The sequence below is a fragment of the Streptomyces sp. adm13(2018) genome, from assembly GCF_008042145.1.
Taxonomy (GTDB): Bacteria; Actinomycetota; Actinomycetes; order Streptomycetales; family Streptomycetaceae; genus Streptomyces.
The window spans coordinates 634,515-651,028 of the sequence record NZ_RDBH01000141.1 but is presented as its reverse complement, the minus strand read 5'-3'; the positions used below and the strand labels follow the sequence as shown (position 1 = coordinate 651,028).

10 protein-coding genes and 2 pseudogenes are annotated in these 16,514 nt (G+C 73.0%); 6 read left to right on the top strand and 6 right to left on the bottom strand.

The features are described from left to right. Positions 1–112, bottom strand: a pseudogene (locus EAO70_RS39695) (spermidine synthase); the annotation flags it as partial. Between the two features lie 238 nt (positions 113–350). Between EAO70_RS39695 and EAO70_RS31110 the strand changes: the two are divergent. From EAO70_RS31110 to EAO70_RS31090, 4 genes and pseudogenes are all read left to right on the top strand, one after another. Further along, on the top strand, positions 351–1,022 hold the full coding sequence (locus EAO70_RS31110; protein ID WP_148006150.1) for a spermidine synthase: 672 nt from the start codon (positions 351–353) through the stop codon (positions 1,020–1,022). 71 nt (positions 1,023–1,093) lie between these two features. After that, positions 1,094–1,693, top strand: a pseudogene (locus tag EAO70_RS31105) (response regulator transcription factor); the annotation flags it as partial. A 134-nt stretch (positions 1,694–1,827) separates the two neighbouring features. Further along, complete coding sequence (locus EAO70_RS31100) at positions 1,828–2,880, top strand: sensor histidine kinase (RefSeq protein WP_148006148.1); 1,053 nt, start codon at positions 1,828–1,830, stop codon at positions 2,878–2,880. Between the two features lie 311 nt (positions 2,881–3,191). Continuing rightward, positions 3,192–6,998, top strand: a complete 3,807-nt coding sequence (locus EAO70_RS31090) for a multifunctional oxoglutarate decarboxylase/oxoglutarate dehydrogenase thiamine pyrophosphate-binding subunit/dihydrolipoyllysine-residue succinyltransferase subunit (RefSeq protein ID WP_148006146.1) — start codon at positions 3,192–3,194, stop codon at positions 6,996–6,998. A gap of 79 nt (positions 6,999–7,077) precedes the next feature. Here EAO70_RS31090 and fxsT read toward each other — a convergent pair whose 3' ends face one another. From fxsT to EAO70_RS39690, 4 genes are all read right to left on the bottom strand, one after another. Continuing rightward, positions 7,078–10,098, bottom strand: coding sequence for an FxSxx-COOH system tetratricopeptide repeat protein (fxsT, locus tag EAO70_RS31085; protein ID WP_148006145.1), 3,021 nt, complete (start codon positions 10,096–10,098; stop codon positions 7,078–7,080). 59 nt (positions 10,099–10,157) lie between these two features. Then, positions 10,158–11,423: an aKG-HExxH-type peptide beta-hydroxylase gene (locus tag EAO70_RS31080; protein WP_187284108.1), complete on the bottom strand. Its 1,266-nt coding sequence runs from the start codon at positions 11,421–11,423 to the stop codon at positions 10,158–10,160. 69 nt (positions 11,424–11,492) lie between these two features. Continuing rightward, positions 11,493–11,702 carry a hypothetical protein gene (locus EAO70_RS31075; RefSeq protein ID WP_261993128.1) on the bottom strand — a complete coding sequence of 70 codons (210 nt, stop codon included), beginning with the start codon at positions 11,700–11,702 and terminating at the stop codon, positions 11,493–11,495. A 90-nt stretch (positions 11,703–11,792) separates the two neighbouring features. After that, on the bottom strand, positions 11,793–14,360 hold the full coding sequence (locus tag EAO70_RS39690; protein WP_261993127.1) for a CU044_2847 family protein: 2,568 nt from the start codon (positions 14,358–14,360) through the stop codon (positions 11,793–11,795). Between the two features lie 94 nt (positions 14,361–14,454). On the opposite strand from EAO70_RS39690, the gene EAO70_RS31065 reads away from it, so the two are divergent. Then, positions 14,455–14,640: a DUF6104 family protein gene (locus EAO70_RS31065; protein WP_024761804.1), complete on the top strand. Its 186-nt coding sequence runs from the start codon at positions 14,455–14,457 to the stop codon at positions 14,638–14,640. 54 nt (positions 14,641–14,694) lie between these two features. On the opposite strand, the gene EAO70_RS31060 is transcribed toward EAO70_RS31065, so the two are convergent. Further along, a complete protein-coding gene (locus EAO70_RS31060; protein ID WP_148006143.1) occupies positions 14,695–15,510 on the bottom strand; it encodes a hypothetical protein in 816 nt (271 codons plus the stop codon). A 150-nt stretch (positions 15,511–15,660) separates the two neighbouring features. Here EAO70_RS31060 and EAO70_RS31055 point away from each other — a divergent pair. Further along, positions 15,661–16,514, top strand: an 854-nt coding sequence (locus EAO70_RS31055; RefSeq protein WP_148006609.1) for a DUF4097 family beta strand repeat-containing protein, incomplete at its 3' end; no start/stop codon positions are given.

Here is a 16,514-nt window from a genome sequence, read left to right as displayed (position 1 = left end):
TCTCGAAGTGCTCGCCGCGCCGGCGGAGCACGACCTCCCCGTACGGTCCGTCTCGGCGGTCGAGGGTGACGGTTCCTGACATGAATCGGTCGCTCCGCTCTCGGCTCGGCAGTGGGCCCCGGCCATCCTCGCGGGAAGGGGGCGGAGCGGACAAACCCGTTTCCCGCAGGGGTGGTTCGCCTCGGACCTGACGAACTCCCGACGGGTGTCGGCGCGGGGCCCCCGGGCGTCACGACCGCACATCCGTCCGAGCCGAACCACCCCTGCGGGAAACGGGTTTGTCCGCTCCGCCCCCTTCCCGCGAGGATGGCCGGGGCCCACTGCCGAGCCGAGAGCGGAGCGACCGATTCATGTCAGGAACCGTCACCCTCGACCGCCGAGACGGACCGTACGGGGAGGTCGTGCTCCGCCGGCGCGGCGAGCACTTCGAGATCATCGCCAACGGGACCTTCCTGATGGACACCTCCGACGGGCGCTCCGAGCGGCTGCTGGTCGACGCGGCGCAGGCCGCGCTCCCGGAGCGGCGCCGTACCGGGGCGTCCGTGCTCGTCGGCGGCCTGGGCGTCGGCTTCTCGCTGGCCCACGCGGCGGCCGACCCCCGCTGGGGCCGGATCACCGCAGTCGAGCGGGAGGAGGCGGTCATCGACTGGCACCGGCACGGCCCGCTCGCCGCGATCTCCGGGGCGGCGCTGGCCGATTCCCGGACCGTGATCCTGCACACGGACCTCGTGGCACATCTCCGCACCTCCTCCGACACCTATGACGCGCTCTGTCTGGACATCGACAACGGGCCGGACTGGACGGTCACCGAGGACAACGAATCCCTTTACGGAGCTGAGGGGTTGGCGGCCTGCGCGGCCCGCCTGAACCCCGGCGGAGTGCTCGCCGTGTGGTCCGCCCGGCCCTCCGTCGATTTCGAAGGGTCCTTGCGGAATGCCGGATTCAGCGGGGTACGGACGGAAGAGATCCCGGTTGCCCGGGGCGTCCCCGACGCGGTCCACCTCGGCATCCGTCCCGAGTAAGTCCTGGATAGCCGGGACGCCGCCGGTACCTCTAGGCTGCTGAGCCGACATCGGCGACGCGAGGCGGGGCAATGGAGCAGACACACACCACTCACCACGGTGCGGCGGCCACTCCGGGGGCCCAGCGCCGGGTGCTCGTGGTCGAGGACGACACCACGATCGTCGAGGCGATCGCCGCCCGGCTCCGCGCGGAGGGCTTCCTCGTCCAGACGGCGACGGACGGCCCCGCCGCCGTCGACGCGGCGGAGGCCTGGCAGCCGGACCTGATGGTCCTCGACGTGATGCTGCCGGGGTTCGACGGGCTGGAGGTGTGCCGCCGGGTCCAGGCCACCCGCCCCGTCCCGGTCCTCATGCTGACGGCCCGCGACGACGAGACGGACATGCTGGTCGGCCTCGGCGTGGGCGCGGACGACTACATGACGAAGCCGTTCTCGATGCGGGAGCTGGCCGCCCGGGTGCACGTGCTGCTGCGCCGGGTGGAGCGGGCCGCGCTGGCGGCGGTGACCCCGCGCAGCGGCATCCTGCGCCTCGGCGAACTGGAGATCGACCACGCGCAGCGCCGGGTCCGGGTGCGGTCCGAGGACGTGCACCTGACCCCGACCGAGTTCGACCTGCTGGTCTGCCTGGCGAGCACGCCGCGGGCGGTCCTCTCCCGCGAGCAGCTGCTCGCGGGAGAGGACCGCCCGCGGCGTGCTCGCCAGGCAGACCAGCAGGTCGAACTCGGTCAGCACCGCCCCGACGACCAGCGTGCCCAGCTTGGTCTTGATCGAGATCGCGATCCGGCGCGGCCGGCCGGCCGCGCCGGATCGCGATCTCGATCAAGACCAAGCTGGGCACGCTGGTCGTCGGGGCGGTGCTGCTGACCTCCGGGCTGGCGCTCGTGGCGATCCGCACGTCCACCGAGTTCCGCTACATCACGATCTTCGCGATGATCGCGACCCTGTTGATCACCCAGTTCGTGGCGCAGTCCCTGACGGCGCCGCTGGACGAGATGACCACGGTGGCCGGGACGATCTCGCGCGGGGACTTCACCCGGCGGGTGCGGGGTGCGGACCGGCGCGACGAACTGGGCGACCTGGCGTCGACGATCAACCGGATGGCGGACGACCTGGAGGCGGTGGACCGGCACCGCAAGGAGCTGGTCGCGAACGTGTCGCACGAGCTGCGGACCCCGATCGCCGCGCTCAGGGCCGTACTGGAGAACGTCGTGGACGGGGTGTCCGAGGCGGATCCGGAGACGATGCGGTCGGCGCTGAAGCAGACCGAGCGGCTGGGCCGGCTGGTGGAGACGCTGTTGGACCTGTCACGCCTTGACAACGGTGTCGTGGCGCTCCGGGCGAGCCGTTTCGAGGTCTGGCCGTATCTCTCGGGAGTTCTGCGCGAAGCGAACCTGGCCGCCTCGCAGCGCGGCCTCTCCTCCACCTCGGGTCTCCACAACCGCACGGACGTGCATCTGCACCTGGACGTGTCTCCGCCGGAGCTGGTGGCGCACGCCGACGCCGAGCGGCTGCACCAGGTGATGGCCAACCTGATCGACAACGCGGTGAAGCACTCGCCGCCGCACGGCCGCGTCACGGTCCGGGCCCGGCGCGGCCCCCACCCGGACTCGCTGGAGCTGGAGGTCGAGGACGAGGGTCCCGGTATCCCGGAGGCGGAGCGGCACCGGGTGTTCGAGCGGTTCAACCGGGGCACGGCTCCGCACCGGCAGGGCCCCAAGAGCGACGGCGGCACGGGGCTCGGGCTCGCGATCGCCCGCTGGGCGGTGGATCTGCACGGCGGCGGGATCGGGGTGGCCGAATCATCACGCGGCTGCCGGATCAGAGTCACTCTTCCGGGCAGCCCTCGGCCGAGAGATTGACGTAGGGTTCGAAGCGGAAGAGCCGGGTCCTGCGGCGAAGCCGGTCTGTCGGCCTGTCCGTGCGGGAGACCTCCGCGCACGTGAGCGGGACGCGGTCAAGGGTGCGGTCGAAACGGGCCGCGCCCGGGCTTTCCCGTACCCTCACGCATCCGGAACCCCGCTTGTTTCCCGCCATTCACGGCCCCGAAACACGCCGTCAAGTGTGACTTGCGCGACGTTGGCGCTCCCCGCCTGCACCTCTCGGCCGGACAGGCGTAGCCTTTATTTCCGCTGTCCATCACCTTGCGAAGCGGAAGAGGGCGGTTGCCGCCGTGTCGTCTCAGTCCCCCAGTACCCCGAGCTCCCCGGCCGACCAAGACGGGCGTGGCGTGAGCCCCGCAGCCGCCTTCGGTGCCAACGAGTGGCTCGTCGACGAGATCTACCAGCAGTACCTCCAGGACCCGAATTCGGTCGATCGTGCCTGGTGGGACTTCTTCGCCGACTACAAGCCGGGAGCGTCGGAGACCCCGACCGCCCCGGCCACCACCACTCCGAGCGCCCCCGCGGCGCCGCAGGCGGGCCCCGCACAGGCCGCGCCTGCCGCTCCCGCGGCCGTTCCGGCCCCCGCGCCCGCTCCGGCCGCCGCCCCGGCGCCCGCGGCCGCCCCGGCGCCCGCGAAGCCCGCCGCTGCCCCGGCCGCGAAGCCGGCCGCCGCGCCCGCCGCGACGAAGGCCGCGCCCGCCGCCGCCACGCCCGCGGCCGAGGCCCCGGCCGGCCCCGAGCTGATCACGCTGCGCGGTCCCGCCGCCGCGGTCGCGAAGAACATGAACGCCTCGCTCGAGGTGCCGACGGCCACGTCCGTCCGCGCCGTCCCGGTGAAGCTGCTCTTCGACAACCGGATCGTGATCAACAACCACCTGAAGCGCGCCCGGGGCGGGAAGATCTCCTTCACGCACCTCATCGGCTACGCGATGGTGCAGGCGATCAAGGCCATGCCGTCGATGAACCACTCCTTCGCGGAGAAGGACGGCAAGCCGACCCTGGTCAAGCCGGAGCACGTGAACTTCGGTCTCGCGATCGACCTGGTGAAGCCCAACGGCGACCGCCAGCTCGTCGTCGCGGGCATCAAGAAGGCCGAGACGCTCAACTTCTTCGAGTTCTGGCAGGCGTACGAGGACATCGTGAAGCGGGCCCGCGTGGGCAAGCTGTCGATGGACGACTTCACCGGCGTCACGGTCTCCCTGACCAACCCCGGCGGCCTCGGCACCGTCCACTCCGTGCCGCGTCTGATGCCCGGTCAGTCCGTCATCATGGGCGTCGGCTCGATGGACTACCCGGCCGAGTTCCAGGGCACCTCCCAGGACACCCTGAACAAGCTGGGCATCTCCAAGGTCATGACCCTGACCTCGACGTACGACCACCGCGTCATCCAGGGCGCCGCCTCCGGCGAGTTCCTGCGCGTCGTCGCCAACTTCCTCCTCGGCGAGCAGGGCTTCTACGACGACATCTTCAAGGCCCTGCGGATCCCCTACGAGCCGGTCCGCTGGCTCAAGGACATCGACGCCTCGCACGACGACGACGTCACCAAGGCCGCGCGCGTCTTCGAGCTCATCCACTCCTACCGGGTCCGCGGCCACGTCATGGCCGACACCGACCCGCTGGAGTACAAGCAGCGCAAGCACCCCGACCTGGACATCACCGAGCACGGCCTCACCCTGTGGGACCTGGAGCGGGAGTTCGCGGTCGGCGGCTTCGCCGGCAAGTCGATGATGAAGCTCCGCGACATCCTCGGCGTGCTCCGCGACTCGTACTGCCGCACCACCGGCGTCGAGTTCATGCACATCCAGGACCCGAAGCAGCGCAAGTGGATCCAGGACCGCGTCGAGCGCCCGCACTCCCGCGTGGAGCGCGAGGAGCAGCTGCGGATCCTGCGCCGGCTGAACGCGGCGGAGGCCTTCGAGACCTTCCTGCAGACGAAGTACGTCGGCCAGAAGCGCTTCTCCCTGGAGGGCGGCGAGTCCGTCATCCCGCTGCTCGACGCGGTCATCGACTCGGCCGCCGAGTCGCGCCTCGACGAGGTCGTCATCGGCATGGCCCACCGCGGCCGGCTGAACGTCCTGGCGAACATCGTCGGCAAGTCCTACGCGCAGATCTTCCGCGAGTTCGAGGGCAACCTCGACCCGAAGTCGATGCACGGCTCCGGCGACGTCAAGTACCACCTGGGCGCCGAGGGCACCTTCGTCGGCCTGGACGGCGAGGAGATCAAGGTCTCCCTCGCGGCCAACCCCTCGCACCTGGAGGCGGTCGACCCGGTCCTGGAAGGCATCGTCCGCGCCAAGCAGGACGTCATCAACAAGGGCGGCACGGACTTCACCGTCCTGCCCGTCGCCCTGCACGGCGACGCGGCCTTCGCCGGCCAGGGCGTCGTCGCCGAGACGCTGAACATGTCGCAGCTGCGCGGCTACCGCACCGGCGGCACGGTCCACATCGTCATCAACAACCAGGTCGGCTTCACCGCCGCCCCGGAGTCCTCGCGCTCCTCGATGTACGCGACCGACGTGGCCCGCATGATCGAGGCGCCGATCTTCCACGTGAACGGCGACGACCCGGAGGCCGTGGTCCGCGTCGCGCGGCTCGCCTTCGAGTTCCGCCAGACGTTCAACAAGGACGTCGTGATCGACCTCATCTGCTACCGCCGCCGCGGTCACAACGAGGGCGACAACCCGCAGTTCACCAACCCGCAGATGTACAACCTGATCGACAAGAAGCGCTCGGTGCGCAAGCTGTACACCGAGTCGCTGATCGGTCGCGGCGACATCACCCTGGAAGAGGCGGAGCAGGCGCTCCAGGACTTCCAGGGCCAGCTGGAGAAGGTGTTCGCGGAGGTCCGCGAGGCCACCAACGCCCCGGCGTCGGCCGTCGTGCCGGACGCCAAGGCCACCTTCCCGGTCGGCGTCACCACCGCGGTCTCCGCCGAGGTCGTGAAGCGGATCGCCGAGTCGCAGGTCAGCATCCCGGAGCGGATCACGGTCCACCCGCGTCTGATGCCGCAGATGCAGCGCCGCGCCGCCTCCGTCGAGGACGGCACGATCGACTGGGGCATGGGCGAGACCCTCGCCATCGGCTCGCTGCTCATGGAGGGCACCCCGGTCCGGCTGTCCGGCCAGGACTCCCGCCGCGGCACCTTCGGCCAGCGCCACGCGGTCCTGGTCGACCAGGAGACCGGCGAGGACTTCACCCCGCTGCTCTACCTGACCGAGGAGCAGGCCCACTACAACGTCTACGACTCGCTGCTCAGCGAGTACGCGGCGATGGGCTTCGAGTACGGCTACTCCCTGGAGCGCCCGGACGCCCTGGTCGTCTGGGAGGCCCAGTTCGGTGACTTCGTCAACGGCGCGCAGACCGTCGTCGACGAGTTCATCTCCTCGGCCGAGCAGAAGTGGGGCCAGACCTCCGGCGTCACGCTGCTCCTGCCGCACGGCTACGAGGGCCAGGGCCCGGACCACTCGTCCGCGCGCCCGGAGCGCTTCCTCCAGATGTGCGCCCAGGACAACATGACGGTCGCCATGCCGACGCTGCCGTCGAACTACTTCCACCTCCTGCGCTGGCAGGTCCACAACCCGCACCACAAGCCGCTCATCGTCTTCACCCCGAAGTCGATGCTGCGTCTGAAGGCCGCGGCGTCCAAGGCGGAGGAGTTCACCACCGGCGGCTTCCGCCCGGTGATCGGCGACACGACGGCGAACCCGGCCGACGTCCGCAAGGTCGTCTTCTGCGCCGGCAAGGTCTACTACGACCTGGAGGCCGAGCGTCAGAAGCGTGGCGACACGGAGACCGCGATCATCCGTGTGGAGCGCCTGTACCCGCTGCCGGGTGCCGAGCTCCAGGCCGAGATCGCCAAGTACCCGAACGCCGCGAAGTACATCTGGGCGCAGGAGGAGCCGGCGAACCAGGGTGCGTGGCCGTTCATCGCGCTCAACCTGATCGACCACCTGGACCTGGCGGTCGGCGCGGACATCCCGGCGGGCGAGCGGCTGCGCAGGATCTCGCGTCCGCACTCCTCGTCCCCGGCGGTCGGCTCGGCCAAGCGCCACCAGGCGGAGCAGCAGCAGCTGGTCAACGAGGTCTTCGACGCCTGATCCGTCGTTCTCGTACGGTACGTACGGAGGCCCGGCATCCCCGAGGGGGTGCCGGGCCTCCGGCGTTCGCTCCGGCGGTCTAGCCGAGGTTGGCCTCGAAGTCCCAGTAGGGCCGGTTCCGCTGCCGTGCCGACAGGGTGTGCGGGTGCTGGGCGCCCAGGGTGCGGGTGAGGGTGAGCAGCGCGTCCTCCTCCAGCTTGCCCGCCTCCTCGTTCTCCCTGAGGCCGCGCAGGTCGGTGGCGAGCGCCACCTGGCTGGACAGGGTGAGGGGGTGCTCGTTGCCGAGGGTGTGGCGGGCCCTGCGGAGGGTGTCCCGGCTGAGTTCGGCCGCGTCGTGCACCCGGCCGTTGAAGTTGCGGGCGGCTCCGGCGTTGAGCGCGCAGCCGAGGACCCAGGGGTGGTCGGATCCGAGGGAGGCGGTCAGGCCGGCCAGGGCGGACTCCAGGATGGCGAGGGCGTCCGTGCGGTCGCCGGACGCCTGGAGGACGAGGGCGGTGTTGGCGAGGACGCCGGTGGCGACGGGGTGGGCGGGACCGAGGAGGGCGCGGTAGCCGGCCTCGGCCTCGTGGATGAGCCGGCGGGCGAGGTCGAGGTCGCCGTGTTCACGGAGGTAGTTGGCGTAGTTGTTGATGGAGGAGAGCGTGAGGTAGTGGCCCCGGCCGTGCACCTGCTCCATCTGGTCGAGCACGCTCGCCATGGTGGCGCCGAGGTCCTGCTGGAAGCTGCCCTCCCGGCGGCGGCACAGCGCGAGTTGCGCCCTGGCGTACAGGGTCTGGAGGTGCTGGGCGCCCAGGATCCTCACCTGTACGCGGACGTTGGCCTCCTGGCGGGCCAGGGCCTCGCGGTAGTGGCCGAGCAGGCGCAGGTCCTGGGCGACGTTGTTGCTGGTGATGAGGGTCTGCGAGTGCAGGGCGCCGAGGGTGCTCTCGGAGCGGGCGAGGGAGTCTACGTCCTGGTCGTACGCCTCCTGGTAGCGGCCGAGGTTGCGCAGCACGATGCCCAGGTTGTTGCCGGCGCCGAGGGTGAGGGGCTCGTTCTCCCCCAGCAGGGTCCGTGCCTCGGCGAGGGCGTCCCGCTGGACCCGCTCCGACTCCTGGTACTGGCCGAGGAAGCGGAGGTCGCTGGCGATGGAGACGGCCGAGCGGAGGGAACCGAGCGGGTTGGGCGCCGGTGCCTCGTCGAGGCGGGCGCGCACGAGGAGATCCAGCTGGTACGCCTCACGGAAGCGTCCGAACTTGCGCAGGGTCTCGCATTCCAGCGAGGTGAGTTCCAGCATCTCGTCGCTGACCGGGTCCAGTGCGGTGGACCACTGGTCGCGGATCTTCTCCGCGAGCCGGATGCCGGCCCGGAACTCGGCGCTGCGGAGGCAGTAGCGCAGACAGTTGAGGACGGTGGTCTGGACGCGCGGGTTGCGGCTGGCCAGGGCTCCGGACGGCTCCAGGTGCGGGAGCAGTTCGGCGTACCGGGGCCAGTTGCGGCTGTCCGTGGGGTTGCCCGGGTCGGCCTCGGCGAGCAGGGTGCGGACGGCCTTGCGGTGCGCCGTGCGGTGTTCGCCGTCGGTCAGCCGGGCGACGATGTTGTGGACGAGCCGGTGCATGTGCACGGACTCCTGGTGCGGTCCCATCTCGCCGCCGCCGACCGGTCCACGTGACTCGCGGCTCAGGACGGAGTAGTTGACCAGGGTGTCGAGGGCGCGGGACCAGGCGCCGAGGTCGGTGACCATCCAGCGCAGGTCCTCGGGGAGGTCGGCCTGCGGGTAGGCCCGGACGATGCCGAGCGGGATGCGGCCCGGGGCGAAGGAGGCGCACAGGCTGAGTACGTCGATGGCCTGGGGCTGGGCGAGCCGCAGCCGGTTGATCAGTATCGACCAGGAGGTGAGGGAGGCGTTGGGCATGCCGTACGGGCCGGTCGGCTCGTCCACGTCGGAGATGCTGCCGTCGCGGACCATCCGCAGGTACTCGGAGACCTCCATGCGGGACTCGCCGAGCCATGCGGCGGCCTGGGCGAGAGGCAGGGGTACGTCGCCGAACTCGGCGGCGACCTCGTCGGCCTCGATCGCGGTGACGTGCGGGGCCCGGCGCATCAGATAGCCGGTGGACTCGGCGCGGTCGAAGCCGGGGACCTCGACGATCTCGGTGTGGTCGCCCCAGCCGCGGTTGCGGGAGGTGACGAGGACGTGCCCGGGTCCCTGGGGCAGGATGACGTCGGCGCCGCCGGTGTCGTCCCAGCCGTCGAAGACGAGGAGCCAGCGGGGGTGCGGGTCGCCCCGGCGGAGGGCCTCGCGGACGGCGCGGATGCGTTCGCCGGGCTCGTTGCCGGTGGCGAGGCCGAGCTGGACGGCGAGTTCACCGAAGCGGTCGCGCTGGACGTTGCGGTCGTCGGAGCTGACCCACCAGACGATGTCGTAGTCGGAGCTGAAGCGGTGGGCGTACTCGGCGGCCAGCTGGGTCTTGCCGATGCCGGACATGCCGAGGAGGGTGCAGGCGGCGCTGCCGCGCTCGGCGTCCATCAGCCTTTCCTGGAGCTCGGTGAGCAGGTCGTCGCGGCCGGTGAAGCGGGGGTTGCGGCGCGGGACCTCGCCCCAGATCTCGGGCGGGGTGTCCGGGAAGCGGACGAGTGCCCCGGCGGAGAGCCGGCGGGCGGCGGAGCGGCGGGGTTCGATCCCGAGCCGGCTGAGCAGCCGGGCCTCGGCCTCCTCCTCGCCCACGCCCCACAGGCTGACGGGTTCGAGGACGGCGGTGGCCGGGAGCAGTGTCCGGTTGGTGAGGTTGACCGAGGTGAACCGTTCGGCGTTGGCGGCGACGAAGCCGCGCAGGACGTCGTTCCACTCGCCGGCCGCGCGGGGGCCGAGCTGGAAGAACCAGTCGTCCAGGACGAGGAGGACCTGGCCGCGGGCGAGCAGCAGGTCGCCGAGCGAGTCCTCCAGGGGGGCCTCGCGCGGCGGGTCCCAGCGTTGCAGGCTGGCCCGCACGCCGTGGGAGTCGAGCCGCTGGTAGATCCAGTTCGCCCAGGGGCGGTGGTATCCGGGGAAGACCACGAGGACGTGCTCAGGCGCGTTCCTGGCGCCCTGGTCCGCACCGCCCGACCGCTGTTCCGCCATCTGTCGTGTCTCCCGTCCCGCGCCCGCGCAACGCAGTGTCATATGCAGTGATCACAGTGTTACCCACCGGCGAAGGTGGTCGCGCCGAGGCTCGCGTGGTGAAGTCGCATCTGACGCGTGAACTCGCGCCCCTCTGCGGTCAGTTCATCGGATTCAAGCAGGATTCCGAGCGCTTGGCCCACCTGATCGTGGATGTCGCCGAACTGGTGACCCACCTCCGACCGCCAGGCCCGGCGCACCCCGTCGGCGGTGGCCGCGCGCCGCCACAGGTCGGCCAGCGCCAGATGCGCGTAGGCGCCGTGCAGCACGCCGTCGACGGGCCGGGGGTCGGGGCGCCAGCCGACCCGGTGCACGGCCTCGCGGCCGGGGCCGTACAGCGGCACGATGTCGTGGATCGTGGCCAGCTTGCTGTGGTGCAGTTCGTGCACGAGCGTCTGGGCCATGCCCTCCCCCTGCTCGGGCAGTGAGGTCAGTACGGCTCCGGGGGCGGCGCTCAGGGTGGCGCCGAGGTGCCGGGGCCCCCGGGGGACGACCGGAACGACGGCGCGGACGTCCTCGGCGACCTCGGCGGCCCGGCCGGGGTCCGTACGGCCGAGGAGTGTCTGCGCGGCCCGCCAGCAGGCGGACCAGGCGCCGTGGTCGGTGTCCGCGCGGTCGGCGGCGACCACCACCTGCGCGCCCTCCGGCACACGGTACGGATCGACATCGTCCAGCCGCACGGCGCCACCGGGCAGGGAGCGGACCTCGGACCAGCCGGGCCCGTGGCCGGCGAGGACTCCGCGCTGCCGGTCGACGAGGGCGAGGACCACCGGCAGGGCCCGGCGGGCGCCGTCCGGGTGGAACCGGATCGACCGGTCGTCCGCGCTGATCCTCACCCGTGGGGCGGCCACCCGCAGCCGGCCGAGACCGGGCAGGGAGAGCAGGCCGTCCGGGGTGCCGACGGTCAGGTCGAGCGAACCGCCGGCGCGCAGCGCGGCGGTCGCCGCGAGGCTCTCCAGGTGCCCGAGCAGCCGGTCGAGGCCGGGCCCGGCCGGCGCGGTGAGCGCGGCGGCGAGCCAGGCACCCGTCGTCGGGTAGTCGAGGACGTCGCGGACCACGGCGGGGTGGCGCCGCTCGACCTGTTCCAGGAGGTCCCAGGAGCGCTCGAACCCGGCACGCGCGTCCGGCTCGACGGTGTCACGGTGCCGGTGCACCCGGACCAGGAACGCCTTGAGGAGCAGGAGCCGCCGGGCGTGCAGCGCGGACCGCAGCACGGCGAGCGCGGACGGGGCCGCGCCGACCCGGGCCAGCTGGTGGAAGGCGGTCCGGGACAGGGGGGCGGTCACCCCCGCCCCCGGGGGCCGGCGGCGGACGCGCATCTGGCCGAAACCCGATGACCTGCGCTCCGGCGGAGTTCAGCGGCGGTCGGACCCCTCACCGCTGTCCTCGTACCAGGACTCCCCCAGCTCCCGCGGATTCCAGAGCACCCGCTCGACGGCCGCCACCAGCTCGGGATCGTCCATGAGGCGCAGTGTCCGCAGGTCCACTCCGGTGAGGTCGGGAAGCCGCCGGGGACGCCCTTCGGCCCGGTCGACGCCTGCGACCCGCTTCGTGTGTTCCAACACCCTCGGCTCCCCCTCACCGGCCTTTGCCCCCCACGGTCGTAGCGGCGGAGCGGTTCTTCCCGTGGCCTCTGAGACGGAAACCCGTTCGACTCAACTGCGCCCATGCGCGCCCCCGCGATCCGGCCGTTCCGCGTCTCCCGCCCGCCATGCCCGCCAGGGCGGCATGATCCTGCGCCGCTCCTCGCGGCCGAACCGGTCGGGCCGGGGGCGGGGGACGGCGCCGACCTCGGCGAGCAGGGCACGGGTCCGCTCCACGTCCGCCCAGTCCACGGCCACCAGTGCGCCGTCCAGCCGCCGCCACTGCTCGGCGGCCTCCGCCAGGAGCGTGGCGGCCTGGCCGGGCCGGTCCATCAGGTACAGCACGGCTCCCTGGGCATGGAGCGCCCGCGCCAGGGTGATCGTGCCGGGGCGGTCGCCGACGGCGGCGCGGATGCCCTCGGCGGCGCGCTGGAAGGCGGTGAGGGCGCCGACGAGCTGGCCTTCGCGCGCCACCTCGCTCAGCTGGAGCTGGACCCAGCCCAGGTGGAGCCAGACCTCGGCCCGGGTCTCCGGGTCGCGGGCGGTGCGGGCGGCCTCGTCGAGCAGGTGACGGCTCTCGTACAGGTCCGGCAGGAAGCCCGCGCGGTCGAAACGCAGCGCGAGGACGCTGCCGATGAGGATCTGGGCCCGCTCGCGGGTGGCCGCGCCGGCGGGCAGGCAGGTGAGCGCCTCCCGCAGGACCCCCTCCGCGCGGTCCACCGGCGCCGTGCCCGTGTCCGTCGCGGCCCGGCGCAGGAGCGAGTCGCCCCAGGTGAGGAGGAGCGGGCCGCGTTGTTCGCTGTCGGCGGGGGCGAGCAGCGTGGCCTCCTCGTACGCCGCGTCGGCGGCGGCGCCGTCGCCCTGGGCGTCGTACAGCCGGGCGCGTGCGGTGGTGAGGCGGAGCCGGAGGGCGCGGGCGTCGCCGAGGAGGGGTGCGGCGCGGTCGAGCACGGGGGCGATGCGGTCCGGGTCGGCGTCGGCGAGGTGGAGGGCGTCCGCGAGGTCGAGGAGTGCGGCGGCGCTCTCGTGGAGGGCGAGGGCGGCGGTGAGTTCGGCGGCCGCCCCGGCGCCGTCACCCCGCGCGAGGAGCAGCCGGCCGCGCCGCAGGTGGAGGGTGGGTCGGGCGGACTCCGGCCAGTGGTCGGTGTCCTCGGCGAGGGCGCCGAGGGCCGCGTCGAGGTGCTCGGCCCCGTCGCCGTCCCGCCACAGCGCGTGGTGGACGACGGCCAGTTCGAGCCGGGCCTCGGCCCAGGCCTCGCTGCCGGTGCGGGCGAGTTCCCCGGCCCGTACGAGTGTGTCGGCGGCCCTGCCGAGGAGTTCGGGGCGGCGGCCGGCGCGGCGGGCGGCGGCGGTGCCGGCCTCGGCGTACAGGGCGCGGGCGAGGACGATCCGGGCCTCGACGGGCTCGGCGGGGAGCGCCGCCTCGGCGCGCTCGTGCGCCCCGGCGAGCAGGGCCGGGTCGGACTGGGCGCGGCCCTGCGCGAGCAGCCGGCGGGCCTCGATGAGCGGGTCCGGGGTGACCAGGTCGGGGTGGTAGAAGCGGAGCACGCGCGCGGGGATGCGGGCGAACAGCTCGGTCTCCGGGCTGTCGGGCCCCAGGGGCTCGTCGGTCGCGTCGGCCTCGGCGGTCCTGGCTGCCAGGGCGGTGTCGGCGGTCTCGGCCGGGAGGTCGGTGGTCCGGCCGGGGCCGAGCCGGGGCCCGGGGCCGGCTCCGCTCCCGCCGTCGGCGTGGGCGTCGGTGTCGGCGCCCGCGAGGCGCGCGGCGGCGAGCGCCGGGAAGTTGCGCATGCCCTGGCCGAAGTGGCGCTCCACGTAGGCCGAGCAGTGCTTGAGGACGAGGGCGGCGGCGCTCGGGTCCAGCGAGCCGAGGAAGTGCCGCTGGATGCCCGGCGGATAGCTGAAGCAGGGGTACGGGGTGGGCCCGGGCAGGCGGCGCAGCACTCCGCTGAGCAGGACCTCGGCCAGTTCCATGGGGCCGGTGTCGGGGAGCATGGCGCGCTGCACGAGCTGCATCACGGGCAGGGTCAGCGGGGCCGCCGCGAGGTGGACGGCGAGCCGGAGCGCGCCGGGTGAGGCCGCGGCCCGGAAGGCGCGGAGGAGTTCGTCGTCGCTCCGGGTGCCGCGGGCGGCGCCGGGCGGGCGCGGGGCCACGGCCTCGGGGGCGAGCCAGGCCGCCCAGCCGCGGACGGCGTTGCCGCCGTGGCCGGTGTGGAGCCGGGTCCAGGAGGCGAAGGCCTCGGGGGTCGGTTCGGCGGCGCGGCACGGTTCGGCGGCGCGGCACGGTTCGGCGGCGCGGCACGGTTCGGCGGCGCGGCCCGGTTCGGTCCAGGTCAGGGAGACGTTCACCGAGGCCTTGCCCGAGCCGTCCGCGAGGACGCCGATCACCTTGCCGGACTGCGCCGAAAGCTCGATGCCGAAGCTGACGGCGACCTCCACCGGCCCCTGCGGGTCGAGTCCGGCCCGCAGCGAGCCGACCACCCCGCGCACCACGTCCGTGAGCCCGCCGGCCATCGAGACCACCCGGTCTTTGACGCCGGTGTCCTGGAAGCCGCCGCCCCCGCCGAGTTCCTGCACGTCACTGACCCGGGCCCAGACGGGCGTGCCGTCGTCCAGCCGAACACGCGCGATCCCCTGCGTCACAGCGCCCCCGCTCCCCGAAACGATGATGAGGAAGGCTAGTCGGAGACCCTGGCGGGCGACAGGGGACGTGGGGGCTTCGGCCTATCCTGATCGCATGTACTTCACCGACCGTGGCATCGAGGAACTGGAGAAGCGGCGCGGCGAGGAGGAGGTCACCTTCGAGTGGCTCGCCGAGCAGCTGCGGACGTTCGTCGATCTCAACCCCGACTTCGAGGTGCCGGTAGAGCGCCTCGCGACCTGGCTGGCCCGCCTCGACGACGACGAGGACGACGACGAGTAGGAAGCACGGGACCGGCGGACGTCCGGCGGGAGGGGTGACCACGCGCGCGCGTGGTCACCCCTCCCGCAGTCGGTCGTAGGCCAGGCCGAGCGCCCCGTGGACGACGAGCAGCGCACCGGCCGCGGTCCAGCCGCCGCTGCGCCGGCCGAGCCCCCAGAGCAGCAGCGGCACCCCCGCCGCCAGCTGCGCCCCGCCCAGTACGCGCGCCCGTGGGCCGCGCAGGTATGGGCCGAGGGGGCCTTCCTCCACCACGTCGAGTTCGGCGCGCACGGCGTCCCGCCAGCCCGACCATTCGAGCTGCTCGGCGCCCTGGGCCAGGGCGACGGAGCGGAGCCGGTCGGCGTTCTCGCCGGGCAGCAGCCCGGTCGGCAGGGCGAGCCCGGCGCGGCCGAGGACGGCGACGACGCCGAGGAGCCGGGCGTGGGCGTCGGCGTCCGGGTCGGGCCCGGTGAGCGGCTCCAGGGCCTGGACGTCCAGGACGGGGTCGAGCGAGAGCCGGGCGGCGAACGTGCGCATGGCCTCGTCCTCCCCGACAGGCGTGCCGTCCGCGAGCCAGGTGTAGCCGACCGTACGGCGGAAGCCGGCGGCGAGCGTCAGGCCGGCCCGGTCGCGGTCCCACCAGAGGGCGACGACGGGCCAGCCGGCCGCCGAGACGGCGAGGGCGGTGGCCCAGCCGGTGACGACCTGTTCGACGGATTCGCCGCCGTGCAGCCAGGGCTTCCCCTCCGGTACGAGCACGCTCCACTCGTCGCCCGCGGGGGCGAGCAGCAGGTGCTCGCGGAGCAGCTGGGCGGGGGGCCGGACCGTCGGGGGATCGGCACGGCAGAGGAGCAGCGCCCCGACGGGGCTCGGTCCGGATGTCGCGTTCATGTGCCCTACGCTAGGCCAATTTGTCCGTGTTCGTAGGCAATTAACCCCCTCCCTGTCAGGGGAGAGTCAGGGTTGACTTCCCTTCACCGCGATATATCGTGTCTAGCGGGAAACACGATATGTTGCGTTGCCGAACGGGAGGTCAGCACCATGACAGAGTGGTCCGTCACCGAGCCGACGAAGCTGGCCCCTGCCGACCCCGTGAGCCGCCTGCGGGTCCGCATCGTCAACGGCGCGGTGAACGTGGTGGGGACGGACGAGGGCTCCGCCCGCGTGGAGGTCTCCGAGGTCGAGGGCCCGCCGCTGCTGGTGTCCCAGGACGGCTCCACCCTGACCGTGGGCTACGAGGACCTCCAGTGGAAGAGCGCCCTCAAGTGGCTCGACCGCAAGGAGTTCAAGCGCCGGGCGGTCGTCTCCGTCGCCGTCCCCGCGGGCGTCGACGTCGAGGTGACCGCGGTCGGCGCCGAGGCGGTCGTCACCGGGATCACGGGACGCACGGAGGTGCGTGGGGTCTCCGGCGACACCACCCTCCTGCGGCTCTCCGGCCCGGTCCGCGCCGAGAGCGTCTCCGGAAGCCTGGAGGCCCAGTCGGTCACGGGCTCGCTCCGGATCAACTCCGTGACCGGGGACGTGACGGTGATCGAGGGCGCGGGCGCCTCCGTGCGGGCCGAGACCGTCAGCGGCGACATGGTCGTCGACCTCGACCCGGCCGAGCTCGACGGTCCGCCCGCCGACATCCGGCTCTCCAGTCTCTCCGGCGAGGTCGCCATCCGGCTCCCCCACCCGGCCGACGCCCGCGTCGAGGCGAACACGACGACGGGCTCCGTGTCGAACGCGTTCGAGGACCTCCGGGTGGCCGGGCAGTGGGGCACCAAGTCCGTCACCGGCACCCTCGGCGCGGGCCGCGGCACCCTCAAGGCGACCACCGTCTCCGGGTCCATCGCGCCGTTGACGATGCGGACCCGCAGGCGGCTCACGGGGTCGGCAGGGGCCAGCTTCGTCGG